Below are 16,063 nucleotides of genomic sequence, written 5' to 3'. Positions count from 1 at the left end.
GCTACAGCGGCAGTCGCCGGTACAACGCGCGCGGCAGGTGCCGGAGCACGGCCGCCACGAGCCGGAGGACACCGGGCACCCACACGGTCTCCGAGCGCCGTCGCAGCCCCAGCTCCACGGCCGTGGCCACCTTCTCCGGGGTGCTCGCCAGCGGGGGCGCCTCACGGCCGGCCGTCGCCGGGGTCCGCACGAACCCCGGGCGCACCGCCATGACGTGCACGCCGGTGCCGTGCAGGGCGTCGCCCAGGCCCTGGGTGAAGGTGTCCAGGCCCGCCTTGCTGGAGCCGTAGATGAAGTCCGTGCGGCGGGCCCGCTCGCCGGCGACGGAGGAGAGCACGACCAGCGAGCCGTGCCCCTGGTTCTGCAGCATCCGCGCGGTCACCAGCCCCGCGGAGACGGCCCCGGTGTAGTTGGTCTGCGCGACCCGTACCGCGTCGAGCGGCTCCCGCTCGTCGTACGCCTGGTCGCCGAGGATGCCGAAGGCCAGCAGCACCATGTCGATGACGCCCTCGGCGAAGACCTTGCCCAGCGCCTCCTCGTGCGCGGCGGGGTCGAGCGCGTCGAAGGCGACGGTGCGCACGTCCGCGCCCAGGGCGCGCAGCCGCGCGGCGGCCTCCTCCAGCGCGGGCGACGGCCGGCCGGCCAGCCACACCGTGCGGGTGCGGCGCGCGACGAGCCGGCGCGCGGTGGCCAGCGCGATCCCGGACGTGCCGCCGAGGACGAGCAGGGACTGGGGGAGACGGGCGAGACCGGAGGCATCCTTCACGGCAGCCGACTGTATCGTCCTGTTATGGCCGCTATGTCGCAGAAACGCGGTGGTGACGCTTCGCCCGGAACGGGAACGGTCCGGTCATGGACTGGCTGAAGAACCTCCCGGTCGTCGGCCCGTGGCTGGCGCGGCTGATGCTCACGCACGCGTGGCGGTCGTACGAGCGTCTGGACCGGGTGAAGTGGACGCGGCTGGCCGCCGCCATGACGTTCGTCAGCTTCGTCGCGCTCTTCCCGCTGCTGACGGTGGGCGCCGCGATCGGCGCCGCCACGCTCAGCGTCCGGCAGCAGCACACGCTCCAGGACAAGATCGCCCAGCAGTTCCCCGGGCTGGGCGGCCAACTGGACATCAACGGCCTGGCGCAGAACGCCGGCACCGTCAGTGTCATCGCCGGCGCCGCCCTGCTGCTGACGGGCATCAACTGGGTGGGCCAGACGCGCGACTGCCTGCGCGTGGTCTGGGAGTTGGCCGATCCGGCGGAGAACCCGCTGCTGAGCAGGTTGAAGGACGCGGGCATCCTCGTCGGCCTCGGCGGTGCGGTCCTCGTCACCTTCGCCGCCTCCACGGTCGCCTCGGCCGCCGTGGGCCGGCTGTCGTCGGCGATCGGTCTCGACCAACACGGCTGGGGAAGCACGGTGTTGAGGATCGTCGCCTTCCTCGTCGCCGTGCTCGCCGATTTCCTGGTGCTGCTGTACGTCCTGACCCTGCTGCCCGGCGTCGAGCCGCCGCGCCGCCGACTGCTGGTCGCCGCGCTGCTCGGCGCGGTCGGTTTCGAGCTGCTGAAACTCCTGCTCAGCGGCTACATCCAGGGCGTGGCGGCGAAGAGCATGTACGGCACCTTCGGCGTCCCCGTCGCCCTGCTGCTGTGGATCAACTTCACCTCCAAGCTGGTGCTGTACTGCGCCGCGTGGACGGCGACGGGCAGCAAGACGGCTCTGGACGGCGAGGGCGACGGCGGCGGGGACCCGGACGGCGGCGGCGCGGACGCCGGGGTGGAGCCGGGCCGCCGGAGCGGCCCGGGACCGCTCAGGGACGGGAACGGCGGCGCATCAGGTCCGGCAGCGGCCAGCGGCGGTTGACCAGGAAGACGCCGGCCGCGAGCAGCACCAGCACGCCGCCGGCGACGCCCAGGGCGATCCCCATGCCGCGGGAGCCGCCGCCGACGGAGGCGCTCGCCACCGGCTTGGCCGACGAGCCGCCCGTTCCGCCCTCCGCGGGCGCCTTCGCGTCCGCCTGGGCGCCGTCCGCGGGCTGGGCGCTCCTCGGGCGTGCCAGTTCACCCACCGGCTGCACCTTGCCGGCCGCCTTGAAGCCCCAGTCGAAGAGCCGGGCGGTCTCCCGGTAGACCTCGTTGTGATCCTTCTTCTCCGGGTTCATCACCGTCACGAGCAGCACCCGGCCGCCGCGTTCGGCGACGCCGGTGAAGGTCGCGCCGGCGTTGGTGGTGTTGCCGTTCTTCACGCCCGCGATGCCCGGGTACACGGAGACGTCGTAGTCGCCGGCGAGCAGCCGGTCGGTGTTCTGGATCTCGAAGGAACCACGGGTGGTCTTCCCCTTCTTGTCCTTCTTCGTCTCGCCGGGGAACTGGGCCCGCACGGTCGAGCAGTACTCCCGGAAGTCCTTCTTCTGGAGCCCGGAACGGGCGAACAGGGTGAGGTCGTACGCCGAGGAGACCTGGCGGGGCGCGTCGTAGCCGTCCGGGCTGACCACGTAGGTGTCGAGCGCCTGGAGGTCCTGGGCGTGCGCGTTCATGTCCTCGACGGTCTGCGGGACGCCGCCGTTCATCGCGGACAGCACGTGCACCGCGTCGTTGCCGGAGCGCAGGAAGACCCCCAGCCAGAGGTCGCGGACCGAGTAGGTCTCGTTCTCCTTTATGCCGACCAGGCTGGAGCCGGCGCCCATGCCGGCCAGGTCGCTCGCGACGGCCTTGTGCGTCTGCGTCTTCGGGAACTTCGGCAGCAGGGTGTCGGCGAACAGCATCTTCAGGGTGCTGGCCGGGGGCAGCCGCCAGTGCGCGTTGTGCGCGGCGAGCACCTTCCCGGACTCGGCGTCGGCCACGATCCAGGAGCGCGCGGTGAGATCCTTGGGCAGCACGGGTACGCCGGCGGCCAGGTTCACCTGGGTGCCGGCCTGACCGAGGCGGGCGCCGCCCACGGTGGACATGTTGGCCGGCGGGACGGCCGACCTGCTCGTCTTCGGGGTCGGGGCGGCCAGTGCGGCGGGCGCGGTCAGTGACATGGAGACCAGGACGGCGGAGGCGACCAGCAGGGTTCGGCTGACGGTCTTCTGGAGTGCGGGCACGGTCGGAAACGTACCTCCCGCGGCTGTCGAGGCTCCGCCCGCGCCCCCGGTCCCACCCCGGACCCGGCGCCGGACGTCCGGCAGCGATACTGAAGGCATGAAGCTCAGCCGCCCGGTCTCCTGGTTCCTGCTCGCCTTCGGGGTGTGGAGCTGGATCATCTGGGTCACTTTCGTCAAGAATCTCGTCAAGGACAGCAGCGGGCTCGCGTTCGACCACGGGCACCCGACGGCGTACTTCTGGGTGCACCTGACGCTGGCCGTCGTCTCCTTCGTATTGGGGACGGTCATCGGGGCCCTCGGGTTGCGCGGACTGCGCGCACTGCGCCGGACGTCATAGTCCGCGGGCCGCGGACCGGGCGGAAGCCGGTCACGACGGCCGGAAACCGAACACTGATCGACGGCCGGGACCGACGGCCGGGCAGGACCGGGCGGCACCCCTAAGGAACGCCGGCCCGCCCGCGTCAGGACGCCGGGCCGTGGTCCGGTCGGCGCCGACGGAGTGCGGGCCGGGGGAGTGGACGCGGCCGGACGTCGGCCGGGGCGACAGCGCGATGGGCCCGAACCTCAGCCGGCGCGCGCGGGAGCGTGGCGGCCGTTCGCGCGCCCTCGCGGTATCGACGCCGTCCGACCCGTCCCGGATCAGCCACGCACAGACGGTGAATCGGGCATAGAGCCTAAAGTGCCGGATTTCATGACTCGCTGAGAAGTTTCTGTGAAACGAAGTGAAAACACGTCTTCATAACTTCTTTTCATCCTCCCCGGAATCCTCTTCCGTCAGATGAAAGACCTGTGGTTAGGTAGCCGCGCCACTCAGCTGTGTGGCATCTGAAAGGCGGCCCAGGGCGGGCCTGGGAGGGGCATCACCGATGCGATCGGTCCGCATCCGGATTCTGCTGACGCTGCTGGTGGTGGCGGTCGTGGGCGTGGCCGGCTGGCGACTCCTGCCGTCCCAGGGCGGCAAGGACAAGGCGATCACGGTCGGCACCACGGACGCCGTCACCTCGCTCGACCCGGCCGGCGCCTACGACGCCGGCTCCTGGGCCCTGTACAGCAACGTCTTCCAGTCCCTGCTGACCTTCGAGCCGGGCGGCACCTCACCCGTGCCGGAAGCGGCCGAGAGCTGCGCCTTCACGGACGGCGGACTGCGCGCCTACCGCTGCCGGCTGCGCGAGGGGCTGAAGTTCCCGAGCGGCCACACGATGACCGCCGAGGACGTGAAGTACTCCTTCGACCGGGTCAAGAAGATCCACTCCGACGTCGGGCCGGCCGCCCTGTTCGCCACCCTCGGCTCGGTGGACGCGAGCGGTATGACCGTGACGTTCCACCTGTCCACGCCGGACGCCACCTTCCCGTTCAAGGTCGCCACCGGAGCCGGTTCGATCGTCGACCGCACCCGCTATCCGAAGGGCGCGCTGCGCACCGGCGGCCAGGCCGACGGCACCGGCCCGTACCGCCTGGCCGGGTACACGAAGGGCGAGAGCGCCGAGCTGGAGCCCAACGGTTCCTACCGGGGCGCCGTCGGCGGCGCCGGCAAGCCGGTCGAACTGCGCTACTACGCCGACGGCAGCGCCCTCGACAAGGCGTGGCGGGAGAAGAAGGTCGAGGTCGCCACCCGCACCCTGACGCCGAAGGTGCTGGCCGGGCTCAACCCGAGCGACCCTGACCAGCGGGTGTCGGAGTCCGAGAGCTCCGAGACCCGCAATCTCTACCTCAACACGCGTGCGTCCTCGCCGCTGCACGACACCCGCGTCCGCCGCGCCATCGCCTGGCTGATCAATCGCGAGCAGCTGGCCGGCGACGTGTACGACGGGACCGTCGACCCGCTGTACTCCCTGATCCCGGCCGGCCTCACCGGCCACACGACGGCGTTCTTCGACGCCTATCCGACGCAGAGCGCCCAGAAGGCCAGGGAACTGCTGACCGAGGCCGGTGTCCCGATCCCGGTGCGGTTCACCTACGGCTACGGCATCGGGCGCGGCGCGGGCGCCGAGGAGGCCACGGAGATCAAGCGCCAGCTCGAGGCGAGCGGCCTGTTCAAGGTCGACGTCAAGGGATACGAGTGGACCGACTTCCAGAAGCGCTGGGCGGGCGGCAGGCTCGACGCGTACGCGGTCGGCTGGGTCGCCGACTATCCCGACCCGGACACCTTCGGCGGCCCGCTCGTCGGCACCGGCAGCACCATGAACACCGGCTACGCCAACAAGGCCGTCGACCGGCTCATCACCGACAGCCAGCGGTACGCCGACCGCAGCCGGGCGGCCACGGACTTCCGCACCCTCCAGGCGGACGTGGCGGCGGACGTGCCGCTGATCCCGCTGTGGCAGCAGAAGGAGTACGTCGTGACGACGGAGGACGTCGGCGGCGGCCAGTACCTGTCGGACGGCACGGGCGTGTTCCGGCTGTGGAGGCTCAACCGGATCTGACCCGGAGCGAGGTCAGCCGGTCCTGCGCCGCCCGGCCTCGAGGATCTCCGCGACGTCGAGGGTGACCTAGGCGCCGAGGGAGTCGGGGAGGGTGACGAGTTCGCCGGGGGCGTACGGGCGGTGGTACTCGTAGGCGTCCCCGGACGGTTCCGCCAGCACGTGCAGACGCTGGTGCTCGCGGTCGACGACGACACAGAGCGGCACCTTGGCCTCGGCGTAGGCGGCGGCCTTGGTCTTCAGGTCGTTCTTCCGGTTCTTGGAGGTGACCTCCAGGACGAGACGGAAGCAGACCGGGTCGTAGGCGATGTTCTCGATGTAGTGGTCGTCGATGTCGGCGTCCACCACCGCGAGGTCGGGGACGGCGTAGTCCTCGGCGCCGGTGGGCAGCCGGAGTCCGATGTTCTGGAGGACTTCGGAGTCACCGTCGTCGAGCCCCGCGGCGATGAAGGGGCGCATGAGCTTGGTCAGAGCTCGGGCGTGAGGGGCATCCGGGGATGGGGTCACGAGCAGGTGACCACCGATGATCTCGACCCGGTAGCCCGGATGGCGCTCCATGATCTCGTCGGCGATGGCCGTGAGGGGGAACGGCCGGCCGTCGTCGAAGGGCTGCTCGACGCCTGCGGCGGACATCGCGTGCCTCCTAGGGGCTGGTGTCGAGAACATCATCGTAGGCAGCCCGGCTCCGGGACGCCCCCTTCGCACGCGTCACCCGAAAGTGATCATCAGCTCTTCCGCCCCTTGACCGCCGGGTCCGGCAGCGCCCTCGTCATCCCCGGCAGGAAGTCCGTGAACAGCTCGTGGACCTCCAGCACCAGCGGGCGCAGCACCCGGAAGCGGGCCAGCGAGACGCCCCGAGCGGTGAGCCGCGCCCCCCGCTCGGCCAGCCGGTAGCTCCGCTCCCGGCCCTCGGTACGGTCGAACACCCAGTACAGGACCAGACCCATCTGGGCGAGCCACATCAGCTCGGGCAGCACCTCGCGCAGTTCCGCCGGCACCTTGGTCCGCGCCCCGCGCAGCACCTCCTTGTGGACGCTGATCGCCTCCACGCGCGCGTGCTCGGACTCGGGGGAGAAGGGACTGAGCGGGCTGTCGGGGTCGGCGGCGTTCTTGAAGAACTGCACCGCGAACTCGTGGTACGGCGTGGCGATGTCCAGCCACCGCTTCAGCACGCCGGCGAGCCGCGCCTCCAGGTCGGTCTCCCGTGCCAGGACCTCCCGGACCGCCTCCTGGTGCTCGGCGGCGATCCGGTCGTAGAAGCCCTGGATCAGGTGTTCCTTGCCCTCGAAGTAGTAGTACGCGTTGCCCACGGAGACCCCGGCCTCCTTGGCGATGGCCCGCATGGTCGTCTTGTCGTAGCCGTGCTCCTGGAACAGCCGCATCGCGGTCTCCAGGATCAGGGCGCGGGTCTGCTCGGACTTGCTGCTGTTCTTCTCGGGCACGGGGAGAGCCTAGCCAGTGGCCCGGCGGGCTCCCGGCGGGCGGTGGCCGGGCCCGGGCGGCGGGGCCTCAGAGCCTGCGGCCCAGCTCCGGGCGCTTGGTGTAGTCCGTGAAGCCGAGGACGTTCCCCCACGGGTCGTTGATCTCGACCAGCCAGCCGGTCGCCACGGCCGACGGTTCGTCCAGCAGTGCGATCCCGGCCTCCGTCAGCTCCCGCGCGGCCGCCCGCGCGTCCGGGACCTCCAGCCAGAGGCGCGGCGAGGGCCACGGCGGGGTCCGGTGCCCGAGCGCCTCCTCCTGCCGCAGCAGGATGCCCGGTGTCTCGCCGCCCACCTTCAGCAACGCGATCCCGGCCTCGTCCATCCGGAACGCCACCGCGAACCCGGCCCGCTCGTAGAACCCGACGGCCTCGCCGAGGTCCCCGACGGGCAGCAGCACGCTGTCGAACCCGAGCAGCTCGTACGACTCGTCATCTGACATGCGATCAGATTAGGTACGGCCCCGGCCCGCGTCCCGGCGCACACCCCGGGGGACCGGCCCCCGGCTCACCCGTCCGGCCCAGGGACCGTGAGCCCGCGCGCGGAACGCCGCCGGATGCGTGGGCCACGGGAGGGGAACGCCACCGAGCCCGTGGACTCCGCGCGCGGAACGCCGAGGGCCCCGCTCCTAGGGGAGCGGGGCCCTCGGCACGTGCCTGAGGCGAGGCGGACTCAGAAGCGGCGCGTGATCAGCGCCCGCTTGACCTCCGCGATCGCCTTCGTCACCTCGATGCCGCGCGGGCAGGCGTCGGTGCAGTTGAAGGTGGTGCGGCAGCGCCAGACGCCGTCCTTGTCGTTCAGGATCTCCAGGCGCTGCTCACCCGCCTCGTCACGGCTGTCGAAGATGAAGCGGTGGGCGTTGACGATGGCCGCCGGGCCGAAGTACTGGCCGTCGTTCCAGAACACCGGGCAGGACGAGGTGCAGGCCGCGCACAGGATGCACTTCGTGGTGTCGTCGAACCGCGCGCGGTCCTCCGCCGACTGCAGACGCTCACGCGTCGGCTCGTTGGTGTCCTTGGTGATCAGGAAGGGCATCACGTCCCGGTACGCCTGGAAGAACGGCTCCATGTCGACGACCAGGTCCTTGAGGACCGTCAGGCCCTTGATGGGCTCGACCGTGATCGGCTTCTCGGGGTTGATGTCCTTGATCAGCGTCTTGCAGGCCAGCCGGTTCTTGCCGTTGATCCGCATGGCGTCCGAGCCGCAGATGCCGTGCGCGCAGGAGCGGCGGAACGTGAGCGTGCCGTCCAGGTCCCACTTGATCTTGTGCAGACCGTCGAGGACGCGCTCCTTGGGGTCGATCTCCAGCTGGAAGTCTTCCCAGGTCGCCTCCGCCGAGACCTCCGGGTTGAACCGGCGGACCCGGAAGGTGACGGTGATGTAGGGGGAGTCGGCGAATCCCGGCTCGGGCTGCCCGGCCGCGTCCGCCTTGTCCAGAACAGGGGTTGCCATCAGTACTTACGCTCCATCGGCTGGTAGCGGGTCTGGACGACCGGCTTGTAGTCGAGACGGATGGATTCGGACCCGTCGGCGCCGACCTCGCGGTACGCCATGGTGTGGCGCATGAAGTTGACGTCGTCGCGGTTCGGGTAGTCCTCGCGGTAGTGACCGCCGCGGGACTCCTTGCGGGCCAGGGCGGAGACCGCCATGACCTCGGCCAGGTCCAGGAGGTTGCCCAGCTCGATGGCCTCCAGGAGGTCGGTGTTGAACCGCTTGCCCTTGTCCTGGATCGCCACGTTCTTGTAGCGCGCGCGCAGCTCGGCGATCTTCTCGACCGCCGTCTTGATCGTCTGCTCGGTGCGGAACACCATGACGTTGGCGTCCATGGCCTCCTGCAGCTCGCGGCGCAGGGTCGCCACGCGCTCGTTGCCCGTGGAGGAGCGCAGCTGCTCGATCTGCTCGACGACGAGCTTCTCCGGGTCCTCCGGCAGCTCGACGAAGTCCGCCTTCTGCGCGTACTCGGCGGCGGCGATGCCGGCCCGGCGGCCGAAGACGTTGATGTCGAGCAGGGAGTTGGTGCCCAGGCGGTTGGCGCCGTGCACGGACACGCAGGCGACCTCGCCGGCCGCGTACAGGCCCGGGACGACGGTGGTGTTGTCCGCCAGGACCTCGCCCTCGACGTTGGTCGGGATGCCGCCCATCGCGTAGTGCGCGGTCGGCTGGATCGGGATCGGGTCGGTGTACGGCTCGATGCCCAGGTAGGTCCGCGCGAACTCGGTGATGTCCGGCAGCTTGGCGTCCAGCTGCTCCGGCGGCAGGTGCGTCAGGTCGAGGTACACGTGGTCGCCCTCGGGACCGCAGCCGCGGCCCTCGCGGATCTCCGTGTAGATGGAGCGGGACACGACGTCGCGCGACGCCAGGTCCTTCATGACGGGAGCGTACTTCTCCATGAAGCGCTCGCCGTCCTTGTTGCGCAGGATGCCGCCCTCACCGCGGGCGCCCTCGGTGAGCAGGATGCCCATGCGCCAGATGCCGGTCGGGTGGAACTGGAAGAACTCCATGTCCTCCAGCGGCAGCCCGCGCCGGTACACGGCGGCCTGGCCGTCACCGGTCAGGGTGTGCGCGTTCGACGTCACCTTGAAGAACTTGCCGCAGCCGCCGGAGGCGTAGATCACGGACTTCGCCTGGAAGACGTGGATCTCGCCGGTCGCCAGCTCGTACGCCACGACGCCGGCGGACTTCTTGACGCCGTCGACCTCGGTGATGAGCTGGTCCAGGACGTAGAACTCGTTGAAGAACTCCACGCCCTCCTTGACGCAGTTCTGGTACAGCGTCTGGAGGATCATGTGGCCGGTGCGGTCGGCCGCGTAGCAGGACCGGCGGACCGGGGCCTCGCCGTGGTTGCGGGAGTGACCGCCGAAACGGCGCTGGTCGATCGTCCCGTTGGGCGTGCGGTTGAACGGCAGGCCCATCTTCTCCAGGTCGAGGACGGAGTCGATGGCCTCCTTCGCCAGGATCTCGGCGGCGTCCTGGTCGACCAGGTAGTCACCGCCCTTGACCGTGTCGAAGGTGTGCCACTCCCAGTTGTCCTCCTCCACGTTGGCCAGCGCGGCGGCCATGCCGCCCTGCGCGGCGCCCGTGTGGGAGCGGGTGGGGTAGAGCTTGGTCAGCACGGCGGTGCGGCTGCGCTTCGTCGACTCGATGGCGGCGCGCATACCGGCGCCGCCGGCGCCGACGATGACGGTGTCGTACTTGTGGATCTTCATGAGTGGATTACCTCAGCCCCGTGCCTATCGGATGTTCGGGTCGAAGGTGAAGATCACCAGCGTGCCCAGCAGGATGGTCCACACCGTCGCGGTGTAGAGCAGCGCCTTCAGCCAAAGCCTGGTGTTGGCGCGCTCCGCGTAGTCGTTGATGACCGTGCGCAGGCCGTTGCAGCCGTGCAGCATGGCCAGCCACAGCATCAGGAGGTCCCAGACCTGCCACCAGGGGGAGGCCCAGCGGCCGGCGACGAAGGCGAAGCCGACCTTGGAGACGCCGCCGTCCAGGACGAGCTGGATCAGCAGGTGCCCGATGACCAGGACGACCAGGACGACGCCGGACAGCCGCATGAACAGCCAGCCGTACATCTCGAAGTTGCCGCGGGTCGACCGGGGGGTCTTCTTGGTGCGCTTGCGGGGGGCCTCGATGAACGGCGCCGGGTTGTCCACGTTGTAGACGGAGGCGCCCTCGACCGGACCGATGCCGGAAGCGGGGGTTTCAGTGGTGGACATGCGCGTCAGCTCCCGAAGACGACTCGAGCGGCGTGGCCGAGGACGGGGTAGATCGCCCCGAGCATGAGCACGACCCAGAGACCGACGACGGTCCAGAGCATCTGCCGCTGGTAGCGGGCGCCCTTGGCCCAGAAGTCGACGGCGATCACACGAAGGCCGTTGAGCGCGTGGAAGAGGATGGCGGCGACGAGGCCGTACTCCAGGCACGCGACGATCGGGGTCTTGTACGTGGCCACGACCTTGTCGTAGGCCTCGGGAGACACGCGGACGAGTGCGGTGTCCAGCACGTGAACGAACAGGAAGAAGAAGATGAGGACGCCGGTGACTCGGTGAGCCACCCAGGACCACATTCCTTCCCGGCCGCGGTACAGCGTTCCAGCCGGCACGGAAGAACCCTCCGGGAGCGGGGACTAGGGCCGCGCCGGCTTCACTGTCGGTCGGGCCCGGCCGGGTACGGTCCACCGGCCCCCAGCATCGTAGCGATGTGCCGCCGCGGTGCTTACAGGGGGCCCACCCGTGTGATCAAACTGGCACTCAAAGGTGCACGGACGGGTTAGCGCGGGGCGGGCGCCCAACCAGTGCCCGTCGCGGCGCCGACGGGCCCGGCCGGCTGCCGGGCACGAGCGCGTCCCCGCTGGTCGAGCGGGGTGGCGGAGCCGCTGGTGAGGGCTGCCCCGCGGCCCCTGACCAGCCTCCTCAGCCGTGCTCCCGCCAGGCACCGCAGCTCCTCGCGCGCGACGACGCGTTCGTCCTCCGGATCGTTCGTCAATCGTGACCGGATCGCCGCCAGCACCCGGTCCAGGATCTCGTCCGGAGCGGCTCCCTCCAGGCAGATGACGAACGTGTGTCCGAATTTGGCCGCGTAGGCCGCGGAAGCCGCGGTCAGCGCCATGGAGGCGGCCGCGTACGTCCCCTCGGGCAGTGCCGGCAGCGGCTCCGCCGCCAGGGCCGCCGCGAGGTCCCCCGGCTCCAGGTCGTACGTCGCCTCGTCCGCCGCCGCCAGCAGGGCGGGCAGGTTCGGATAGGGGCGGTGGGCGGTGAGGCGGTGGGCCCAGCGTGGGCTGTGCAGGCAGGTGAGGAGGGTGAGACGGGCCGCGTCGGGCGCGGCGGTGTTGAAGTGCTCCAGGGTCTGCGCGGGCAGCGTGGGTCCTCGGCGTGGGATGCGGTGGCGCCCGGCGTGGGCGTCCCGTGTGTGTCGGCAGGGGATGGTGTGAGAGATGCGCCATCACGTTAGCGGCAGTGGTGATGACGTGTCCGTCGTGTGCCTGAATTTCACCCGGTCGGCCGAGTTTGAGAACGGCCGGTGGACGCCTTTGTCGTGCGCAGGCCTTACGTTGGCCGGGTGAGTCAGCACAGACGGCGCCGGGCCAGGGCGCTGAAGCCGCGGCACAGGCGCGCACTGGTCGGCGGGGCGTTCGCCGTGGTCGGGCTCGGCGTCGGCCTCGGCGTCTGGGCGTCCGGCGGCGACGGGTCACCGGCGGGATCGGCGCACGGCAGGCCCGAGGTCCCGCCCCCCACGAGCCCCGGTCCCACGCGCAGCTACCCGATGTCGCAGGCGCCGCGCACCATCCCCGCCGTGCGCTCCCACACCGCGGCGCGCGGCCCCGGCTGGCGGCCGGCCCGCGGGGAGCGGGTCGTGGTGAGCGACGCCTCCCTGGCCGACGAGGGGCGGCTGACGGCGCAGGAGCTCGGCCTGACGTACGCGGGCCAGGCGAAGGACACCCGCGCCGGGGACGTACGCCTGGCCCTGGGCGGCGGCCGGCGCGAGAACCCCGAGTCGTACACCATGACCGTGCGCGACGGCGGAGTCACCATCAGCGGGCCGACGGACGCGGGCGTCTTCTACGGCACCCGCACCCTGAAGCAGGAGGTCCGGGGCGGCGGCGCCGCACCGGAGGGCGTCGTGGACGACGAGCCGGCCAAACCGCGCCGCGGCTTCATGCTGGACATCGCGCGCAAGCCGTTCACGGCCGGCTGGATAGAGGACCGCATACGCGAGCTCGGCGACCTGAAGTACAACGAGCTGGGCCTGCACTTCTCCGACGACCAGGCCTTCCGCATACAGTCCGACTCGCACCCCGAGATCGTCTCCCCGGACCACCTCGGCAAGGCTGAGGTCAAGCGGATAGTGGACCTCGCCGCCGGCCGGCACATCACCGTCGTGCCGGAGATCGACTCCCCGGGGCACCTGGGCGCGGTGATCGCCGCGCACCCCGATCTCCAGCTGCGCAACGCGCAGTCCGTCGCGACCAGGGGCGCGATCGACATCTCCGAGCCCCGGTCGGCCGAGATCGTCGACGACCTCCTCGACGAGTTCGCGGGCGTCTTCCCCGGCGGCTACTGGCACCTCGGCGGCGACGAGTACCAGGCGCTGACCGTCCGCAGCCCGGAGACCTCCTACCCGCAGCTCGCCGCCGCCGCCCGGAAGGCCTACGGCTCCGGCGGCACCGTCGCCGACCTCACCACCGGCTGGCTGAACGACCGCGCCGCCACCGTCCGCGAGCACGACCGTGCCCCGCGCGCCTGGAACGACGGCTTCTACCGGGACACCTCCGTCCGGCCCGCCGAGGACATCGAGGTCGCCTACTGGACCGGCAAGGAGTTCGGCGCCCGCCTGCCGGACGTCTACCTGAGCGCCGGCCGCAAGGTGATCAACTACAACGACGAGTTCCTCTACTACGTCCTCGGCCAGCCGCAGACCTTCGTCTACCCGACCGGACAGCGGATCTACGAGCAGTGGACCCCACGGGTGCTGCGCGGCACCGAGGCCGTCCCCGCCCGGTACGACGCGCAGATACTGGGCGGCACCTTCGCCGTCTGGTGCGACCTGGCGAACTCCCAGACCCAGGACCAGGTGGCCGCCGGCATCCGCATGCCGCTGAGGGCCACGGTCCAGAAGCTGTGGGACCCCGGGAAGCCGGCACTGTCCTGGGCGGACTTCAAGACCCTGGCGGGCCGGCTGGGCTGACCGTCCGCGCCCGTTCCGGGGCCGCGGCCTGTTCCGGGCTCGTGTCCTGTTCCGGTCCCGCGACCGGGCCGGGGCGGGGCGCAGGGCGCCGCGGGCGGTGGTCTCGCGCCGGGCCCGCGGACGGGTGTGACGGCCGGGGGTCCGCGCGCCGCGGGGATCCTGTGGGTGTCCTGCGGCCGAGGTGCGGGGGTCCTGCGCCGGTTGCGGGAACCGTCCGGAACCGGGTGACGGAACACGCGTCCGCCTCGCTCTCTCCTATGTGACAGGGCAGCAAGTGACGACTCAGCAGCAGACCAGGCCGCACGCCGCCGGCCGGCCGGTGCGATGGGCGGCGGACACCGTGGCGGCGATGCGCGAGGGCGCCCGGCTGCGCCTGGACTACTCGGCGCGGAGCCTGTGGCGGGTGGACCGGGTGATCGAGGAGATACACCGCGAGGGCACGCCGTACGCCGCCGTGCGCGGTGTGCTGCGCGGCTTCGGCGCGTACGCCGGCGAGGTGATCGTCCGGGAGGGCGGCGCGGAGTGGTGGGCGACCGGCGGCGAGCACTGGGTGCGCACCGTCGACGGACGGCTGTGGGACCCCATCGACGAGGCCCGGCGCTGCTTCGGCGGCCACGGATCCCTGCGACTGCTGTGCCGGGACGCCCTGGGCGGGTTCCGGCACTGAGCGGTGCGGGCCGTGGGCCGGGTCCCCACCGGCCCGGGTCCCTCGCCGTCCGGGTCCGGGGCGGTCCGGCGGCCGGCCGTCGGCCAGGACCTGACGGGCTGTGACACTTCGGTCGCCGCCGACGCTGATGAGCGTGAGGGCATGGGCACGGCCGGCCACCCGGCGGCGCGCACGCCCGGTACCCGCTACGGACGAGGACGGTACTTGGGCCAGGGAGGGGAAACCCGCCGCGCACAGGCGCACGACGGGGAGCTCGGCGCGGCCGTCGCGCGGGCCCAGGAGGGCGACGACAACGCCTTCGCGGTGGCCTACCGGCTCGTGCAGCCCGGACTCCTCGGCTATCTGCGCGGTCTGGTCGGCGAGGACGCCGAGGACGTGGCCTCCGACGCCTGGCTGGAGATAGCCCGCGACCTCGGACGCTTCCGGGGCGACGGGGCGGGCTTCCGCGGCTGGACGGCGACCATCGCCCGGCACCGGGCGCTGGACCATCTGCGCCGGCAGCGGGTACGGCCCAGGGGGACCGTCCTCGAACAGGACGTGCTGGAGCTTCCCGGCCCGCACAGCACCCACGACCAGGCGCTGGAGGCCATCACCACCGAGCGCGCCCTCGCGCTCGTCCGCCGGCTGCCGCACGACCAGGCCGAGGCCGTGCTGCTGCGGGTCGTCGTCGGTCTCGACGGGCCCGCCGCCGCCCGGGTCCTCGGCAAGCGCCCGGGCGCCGTCCGCACCGCCGCCCATCGGGGGCTGAAGCGGCTGGCCCGGCAGCTCGCCGCCGAGGGTGTGACGGATGAGGGCCCTCGGACGCTGGGGGATTCGACGTGACGGGCGGCGGCGCGCAGCCGCGGACAGGGACGGGACGGACATGTCTGGACAGCGGGGAGCCGGCGGCGCCCACGACCACCGGCCGGCGCGCGAAGCCGGGCTGGAGGTACTGCTCGCCGCCGCCCTGCGCTCCGGGGCCGACGATCCCGAGGCCGAGGGGCGGGCCGTGGCCGCCTTCCGCGCCGTACGGCGGGGGGAGGCGCGGCGGACCGGGAACCGTCGCCGTGACGACTGGCGGCCCGGAAGGCGGCGGCGCGCGGGCCGCTCGGTGCGGACCACGGCCGGGCTGCTGCTGGCCGGCCTCACCCTGAGCGGAGTCGCGGTCGCGGGGGCCGGTTCGGTGGGTCCCGCCCACCGCCCCGTCGCACCGAGCGCGCCGGAGCGGACGGGTTCGAGCGCGCCGGAGCGGACGGGCCCGGGCGGCGGCTCCGTCTGGAACCCGCGCGCGGCCGCCGGCCGGACCACCGCCACGTCCCCGGCCGGTCACGCCGTGACCGGCCGGGGGACGGACGGGGACCGGGAGAAGGCCGAGAAGGCCGAGAAGGCCCGGAAGAGGGCTTCGGACAAGGCGGCGAAGGCCGCGGCCAAGGCCGGGAAGAAGAACGCGAAGGCCGCGGCGAAGGCCGCGAGGCAGAACGAGAAGGCCGGGAAGAAGAGCACGAAGGCCGCGGCGAAGAGCGAGAAACGGAACGCGAAGCCCGGGAAGGGGAACGCGAAGGCCGGGTCGAAGCCGGCCGGGGCCGGTCACGCGGCCGCGCGGTCCGGCAAGGGTGCGAGCAAGGTCCGTTAGCCCGCGGGGAGTTGGCCGCCGAGGCAACGGCCGGGGCCGCCACCCCCCACAGGAGAGGCCCCGGCCGTCGCGCGGCACGGGCCGCGCGGCGGCCCGTACTTCCTACAGCGCCGGGGGTGCGTTTTCCGTCACACC

General features: G+C 71.8%; 17 protein-coding genes. 7 read left to right on the top strand and 10 right to left on the bottom strand.

Annotated elements, in window-relative coordinates:
* Nucleotide 1 precedes the first annotated feature (1 nt).
* Nucleotides 2-766 (bottom strand): decaprenylphospho-beta-D-erythro-pentofuranosid-2-ulose 2-reductase, encoded by a 765-nt coding sequence (locus ACF061_RS07460; protein WP_392265856.1) that lies wholly within the window; start codon nucleotides 764-766, stop codon nucleotides 2-4.
* 86 nt (nucleotides 767-852) lie between these two features.
* On the opposite strand from ACF061_RS07460, the gene ACF061_RS07455 reads away from it, so the two are divergent.
* On the top strand, nucleotides 853-1,848 hold the full coding sequence (locus tag ACF061_RS07455) for a YihY/virulence factor BrkB family protein (protein ID WP_392265855.1): 996 nt from the start codon (nucleotides 853-855) through the stop codon (nucleotides 1,846-1,848).
* On the opposite strand, the gene ACF061_RS07450 is transcribed toward ACF061_RS07455, so the two are convergent.
* Nucleotides 1,796-3,070 (bottom strand): D-alanyl-D-alanine carboxypeptidase family protein, encoded by a 1,275-nt coding sequence (locus ACF061_RS07450; RefSeq protein WP_392265854.1) that lies wholly within the window; start codon nucleotides 3,068-3,070, stop codon nucleotides 1,796-1,798. The two genes, ACF061_RS07455 and ACF061_RS07450, sit on opposite strands and share 53 nt — an antisense overlap.
* Nucleotides 3,071-3,167: 97 nt before the next feature.
* Here ACF061_RS07450 and ACF061_RS07445 point away from each other — a divergent pair, with 97 nt between their 5' ends.
* Both ACF061_RS07445 and ACF061_RS07440 read left to right on the top strand, forming a co-directional pair.
* A complete protein-coding gene (locus tag ACF061_RS07445) occupies nucleotides 3,168-3,407 on the top strand; it encodes an SCO4848 family membrane protein (protein WP_392265853.1) in 240 nt (79 codons plus the stop codon).
* 529 nt (nucleotides 3,408-3,936) lie between these two features.
* Entirely contained in the window at nucleotides 3,937-5,493 is a 1,557-nt protein-coding gene (locus ACF061_RS07440) for an ABC transporter substrate-binding protein (protein WP_392265852.1), read from the top strand.
* Nucleotides 5,494-5,559: 66 nt separating this feature from the next.
* Here the strand turns inward: ACF061_RS07440 and ACF061_RS07435 are convergent, their stop codons facing one another.
* The 8 genes from ACF061_RS07435 to ACF061_RS07400 form a co-directional block, all read right to left on the bottom strand.
* The gene (locus ACF061_RS07435) at nucleotides 5,560-6,123 is read right to left on the bottom strand and encodes a Uma2 family endonuclease (RefSeq protein WP_392265851.1); all 564 of its coding nucleotides are present in this window, start codon (nucleotides 6,121-6,123) and stop codon (nucleotides 5,560-5,562) included.
* A 92-nt stretch (nucleotides 6,124-6,215) separates the two neighbouring features.
* Nucleotides 6,216-6,932: a TetR/AcrR family transcriptional regulator gene (locus ACF061_RS07430; RefSeq protein ID WP_392265850.1), complete on the bottom strand. Its 717-nt coding sequence runs from the start codon at nucleotides 6,930-6,932 to the stop codon at nucleotides 6,216-6,218.
* A gap of 67 nt (nucleotides 6,933-6,999) precedes the next feature.
* Nucleotides 7,000-7,410 carry a VOC family protein gene (locus ACF061_RS07425; RefSeq protein ID WP_392265849.1) on the bottom strand — a complete coding sequence of 137 codons (411 nt, stop codon included), beginning with the start codon at nucleotides 7,408-7,410 and terminating at the stop codon, nucleotides 7,000-7,002.
* 230 nt (nucleotides 7,411-7,640) lie between these two features.
* Complete coding sequence (locus ACF061_RS07420; protein ID WP_392265848.1) at nucleotides 7,641-8,420, bottom strand: succinate dehydrogenase iron-sulfur subunit; 780 nt, start codon at nucleotides 8,418-8,420, stop codon at nucleotides 7,641-7,643.
* On the bottom strand, nucleotides 8,420-10,174 hold the full coding sequence (gene sdhA / locus ACF061_RS07415; RefSeq protein ID WP_392265847.1) for a succinate dehydrogenase flavoprotein subunit: 1,755 nt from the start codon (nucleotides 10,172-10,174) through the stop codon (nucleotides 8,420-8,422). Before sdhA ends, ACF061_RS07420 begins: the two co-directional genes overlap by 1 nt.
* A gap of 24 nt (nucleotides 10,175-10,198) precedes the next feature.
* Complete coding sequence (locus tag ACF061_RS07410) at nucleotides 10,199-10,681, bottom strand: succinate dehydrogenase hydrophobic membrane anchor subunit (RefSeq protein WP_392265846.1); 483 nt, start codon at nucleotides 10,679-10,681, stop codon at nucleotides 10,199-10,201.
* Nucleotides 10,682-10,686: 5 nt separating this feature from the next.
* The gene (gene sdhC, locus ACF061_RS07405) at nucleotides 10,687-11,067 is read right to left on the bottom strand and encodes a succinate dehydrogenase, cytochrome b556 subunit (protein WP_392265845.1); all 381 of its coding nucleotides are present in this window, start codon (nucleotides 11,065-11,067) and stop codon (nucleotides 10,687-10,689) included.
* 167 nt (nucleotides 11,068-11,234) lie between these two features.
* Nucleotides 11,235-11,843, bottom strand: coding sequence for a 2-oxo-4-hydroxy-4-carboxy-5-ureidoimidazoline decarboxylase (locus ACF061_RS07400; RefSeq protein WP_392266178.1), 609 nt, complete (start codon nucleotides 11,841-11,843; stop codon nucleotides 11,235-11,237).
* 180 nt (nucleotides 11,844-12,023) lie between these two features.
* Between ACF061_RS07400 and ACF061_RS07395 the strand changes: the two genes are divergently transcribed.
* The 4 genes from ACF061_RS07395 to ACF061_RS07380 all read left to right on the top strand — a co-directional run bounded on the left by ACF061_RS07395 (nucleotide 12,024) and on the right by ACF061_RS07380 (nucleotide 15,928).
* The gene (locus ACF061_RS07395; RefSeq protein WP_392265844.1) at nucleotides 12,024-13,649 is read left to right on the top strand and encodes a glycoside hydrolase family 20 protein; all 1,626 of its coding nucleotides are present in this window, start codon (nucleotides 12,024-12,026) and stop codon (nucleotides 13,647-13,649) included.
* A 274-nt stretch (nucleotides 13,650-13,923) separates the two neighbouring features.
* Nucleotides 13,924-14,316 carry a hypothetical protein gene (locus ACF061_RS07390; protein ID WP_392265843.1) on the top strand — a complete coding sequence of 131 codons (393 nt, stop codon included), beginning with the start codon at nucleotides 13,924-13,926 and terminating at the stop codon, nucleotides 14,314-14,316.
* 204 nt (nucleotides 14,317-14,520) lie between these two features.
* Nucleotides 14,521-15,138: an RNA polymerase sigma factor gene (locus tag ACF061_RS07385; RefSeq protein ID WP_392265842.1), complete on the top strand. Its 618-nt coding sequence runs from the start codon at nucleotides 14,521-14,523 to the stop codon at nucleotides 15,136-15,138.
* 40 nt (nucleotides 15,139-15,178) lie between these two features.
* On the top strand, nucleotides 15,179-15,928 hold the full coding sequence (locus tag ACF061_RS07380) for a hypothetical protein (protein WP_392265841.1): 750 nt from the start codon (nucleotides 15,179-15,181) through the stop codon (nucleotides 15,926-15,928).
* Nucleotides 15,929-16,063 lie beyond the last annotated feature (135 nt).

The sequence above is a fragment of the Streptomyces sp. NPDC015220 genome, from assembly GCF_043079345.1.
Taxonomy (GTDB): domain Bacteria; phylum Actinomycetota; class Actinomycetes; order Streptomycetales; family Streptomycetaceae; genus Streptomyces.
Note: the sequence above shows the minus strand (reverse complement) of the source record. Positions and strands in the feature narration are given on the sequence as shown.

Bases quoted from the DNA above. Each gene is read 5' to 3' on its own strand.
- ACF061_RS07445 (WP_392265853.1), top strand. From the start codon at position 3,168: ATGAAGCTCAGCCGCCCGGTCTCCTGGTTCCTGCTCGCCTTCGGGGTG.
- ACF061_RS07455 (WP_392265855.1), top strand. From the start codon at position 853: ATGGACTGGCTGAAGAACCTCCCGGTCGTCGGCCCGTGGCTGGCGCGG.
- ACF061_RS07410 (WP_392265846.1), bottom strand. From the start codon at position 10,681: ATGTCCACCACTGAAACCCCCGCTTCCGGCATCGGTCCGGTCGAGGGC.
- sdhA (WP_392265847.1), bottom strand. From the start codon at position 10,174: ATGAAGATCCACAAGTACGACACCGTCATCGTCGGCGCCGGCGGCGCC.
- ACF061_RS07425 (WP_392265849.1), bottom strand. From the start codon at position 7,410: ATGTCAGATGACGAGTCGTACGAGCTGCTCGGGTTCGACAGCGTGCTG.
- ACF061_RS07380 (WP_392265841.1), top strand. From the start codon at position 15,179: ATGTCTGGACAGCGGGGAGCCGGCGGCGCCCACGACCACCGGCCGGCG.
- ACF061_RS07420 (WP_392265848.1), bottom strand. From the start codon at position 8,420: ATGGCAACCCCTGTTCTGGACAAGGCGGACGCGGCCGGGCAGCCCGAG.
- ACF061_RS07440 (WP_392265852.1), top strand. From the start codon at position 3,937: ATGCGATCGGTCCGCATCCGGATTCTGCTGACGCTGCTGGTGGTGGCG.
- ACF061_RS07435 (WP_392265851.1), bottom strand. From the start codon at position 6,123: ATGTCCGCCGCAGGCGTCGAGCAGCCCTTCGACGACGGCCGGCCGTTC.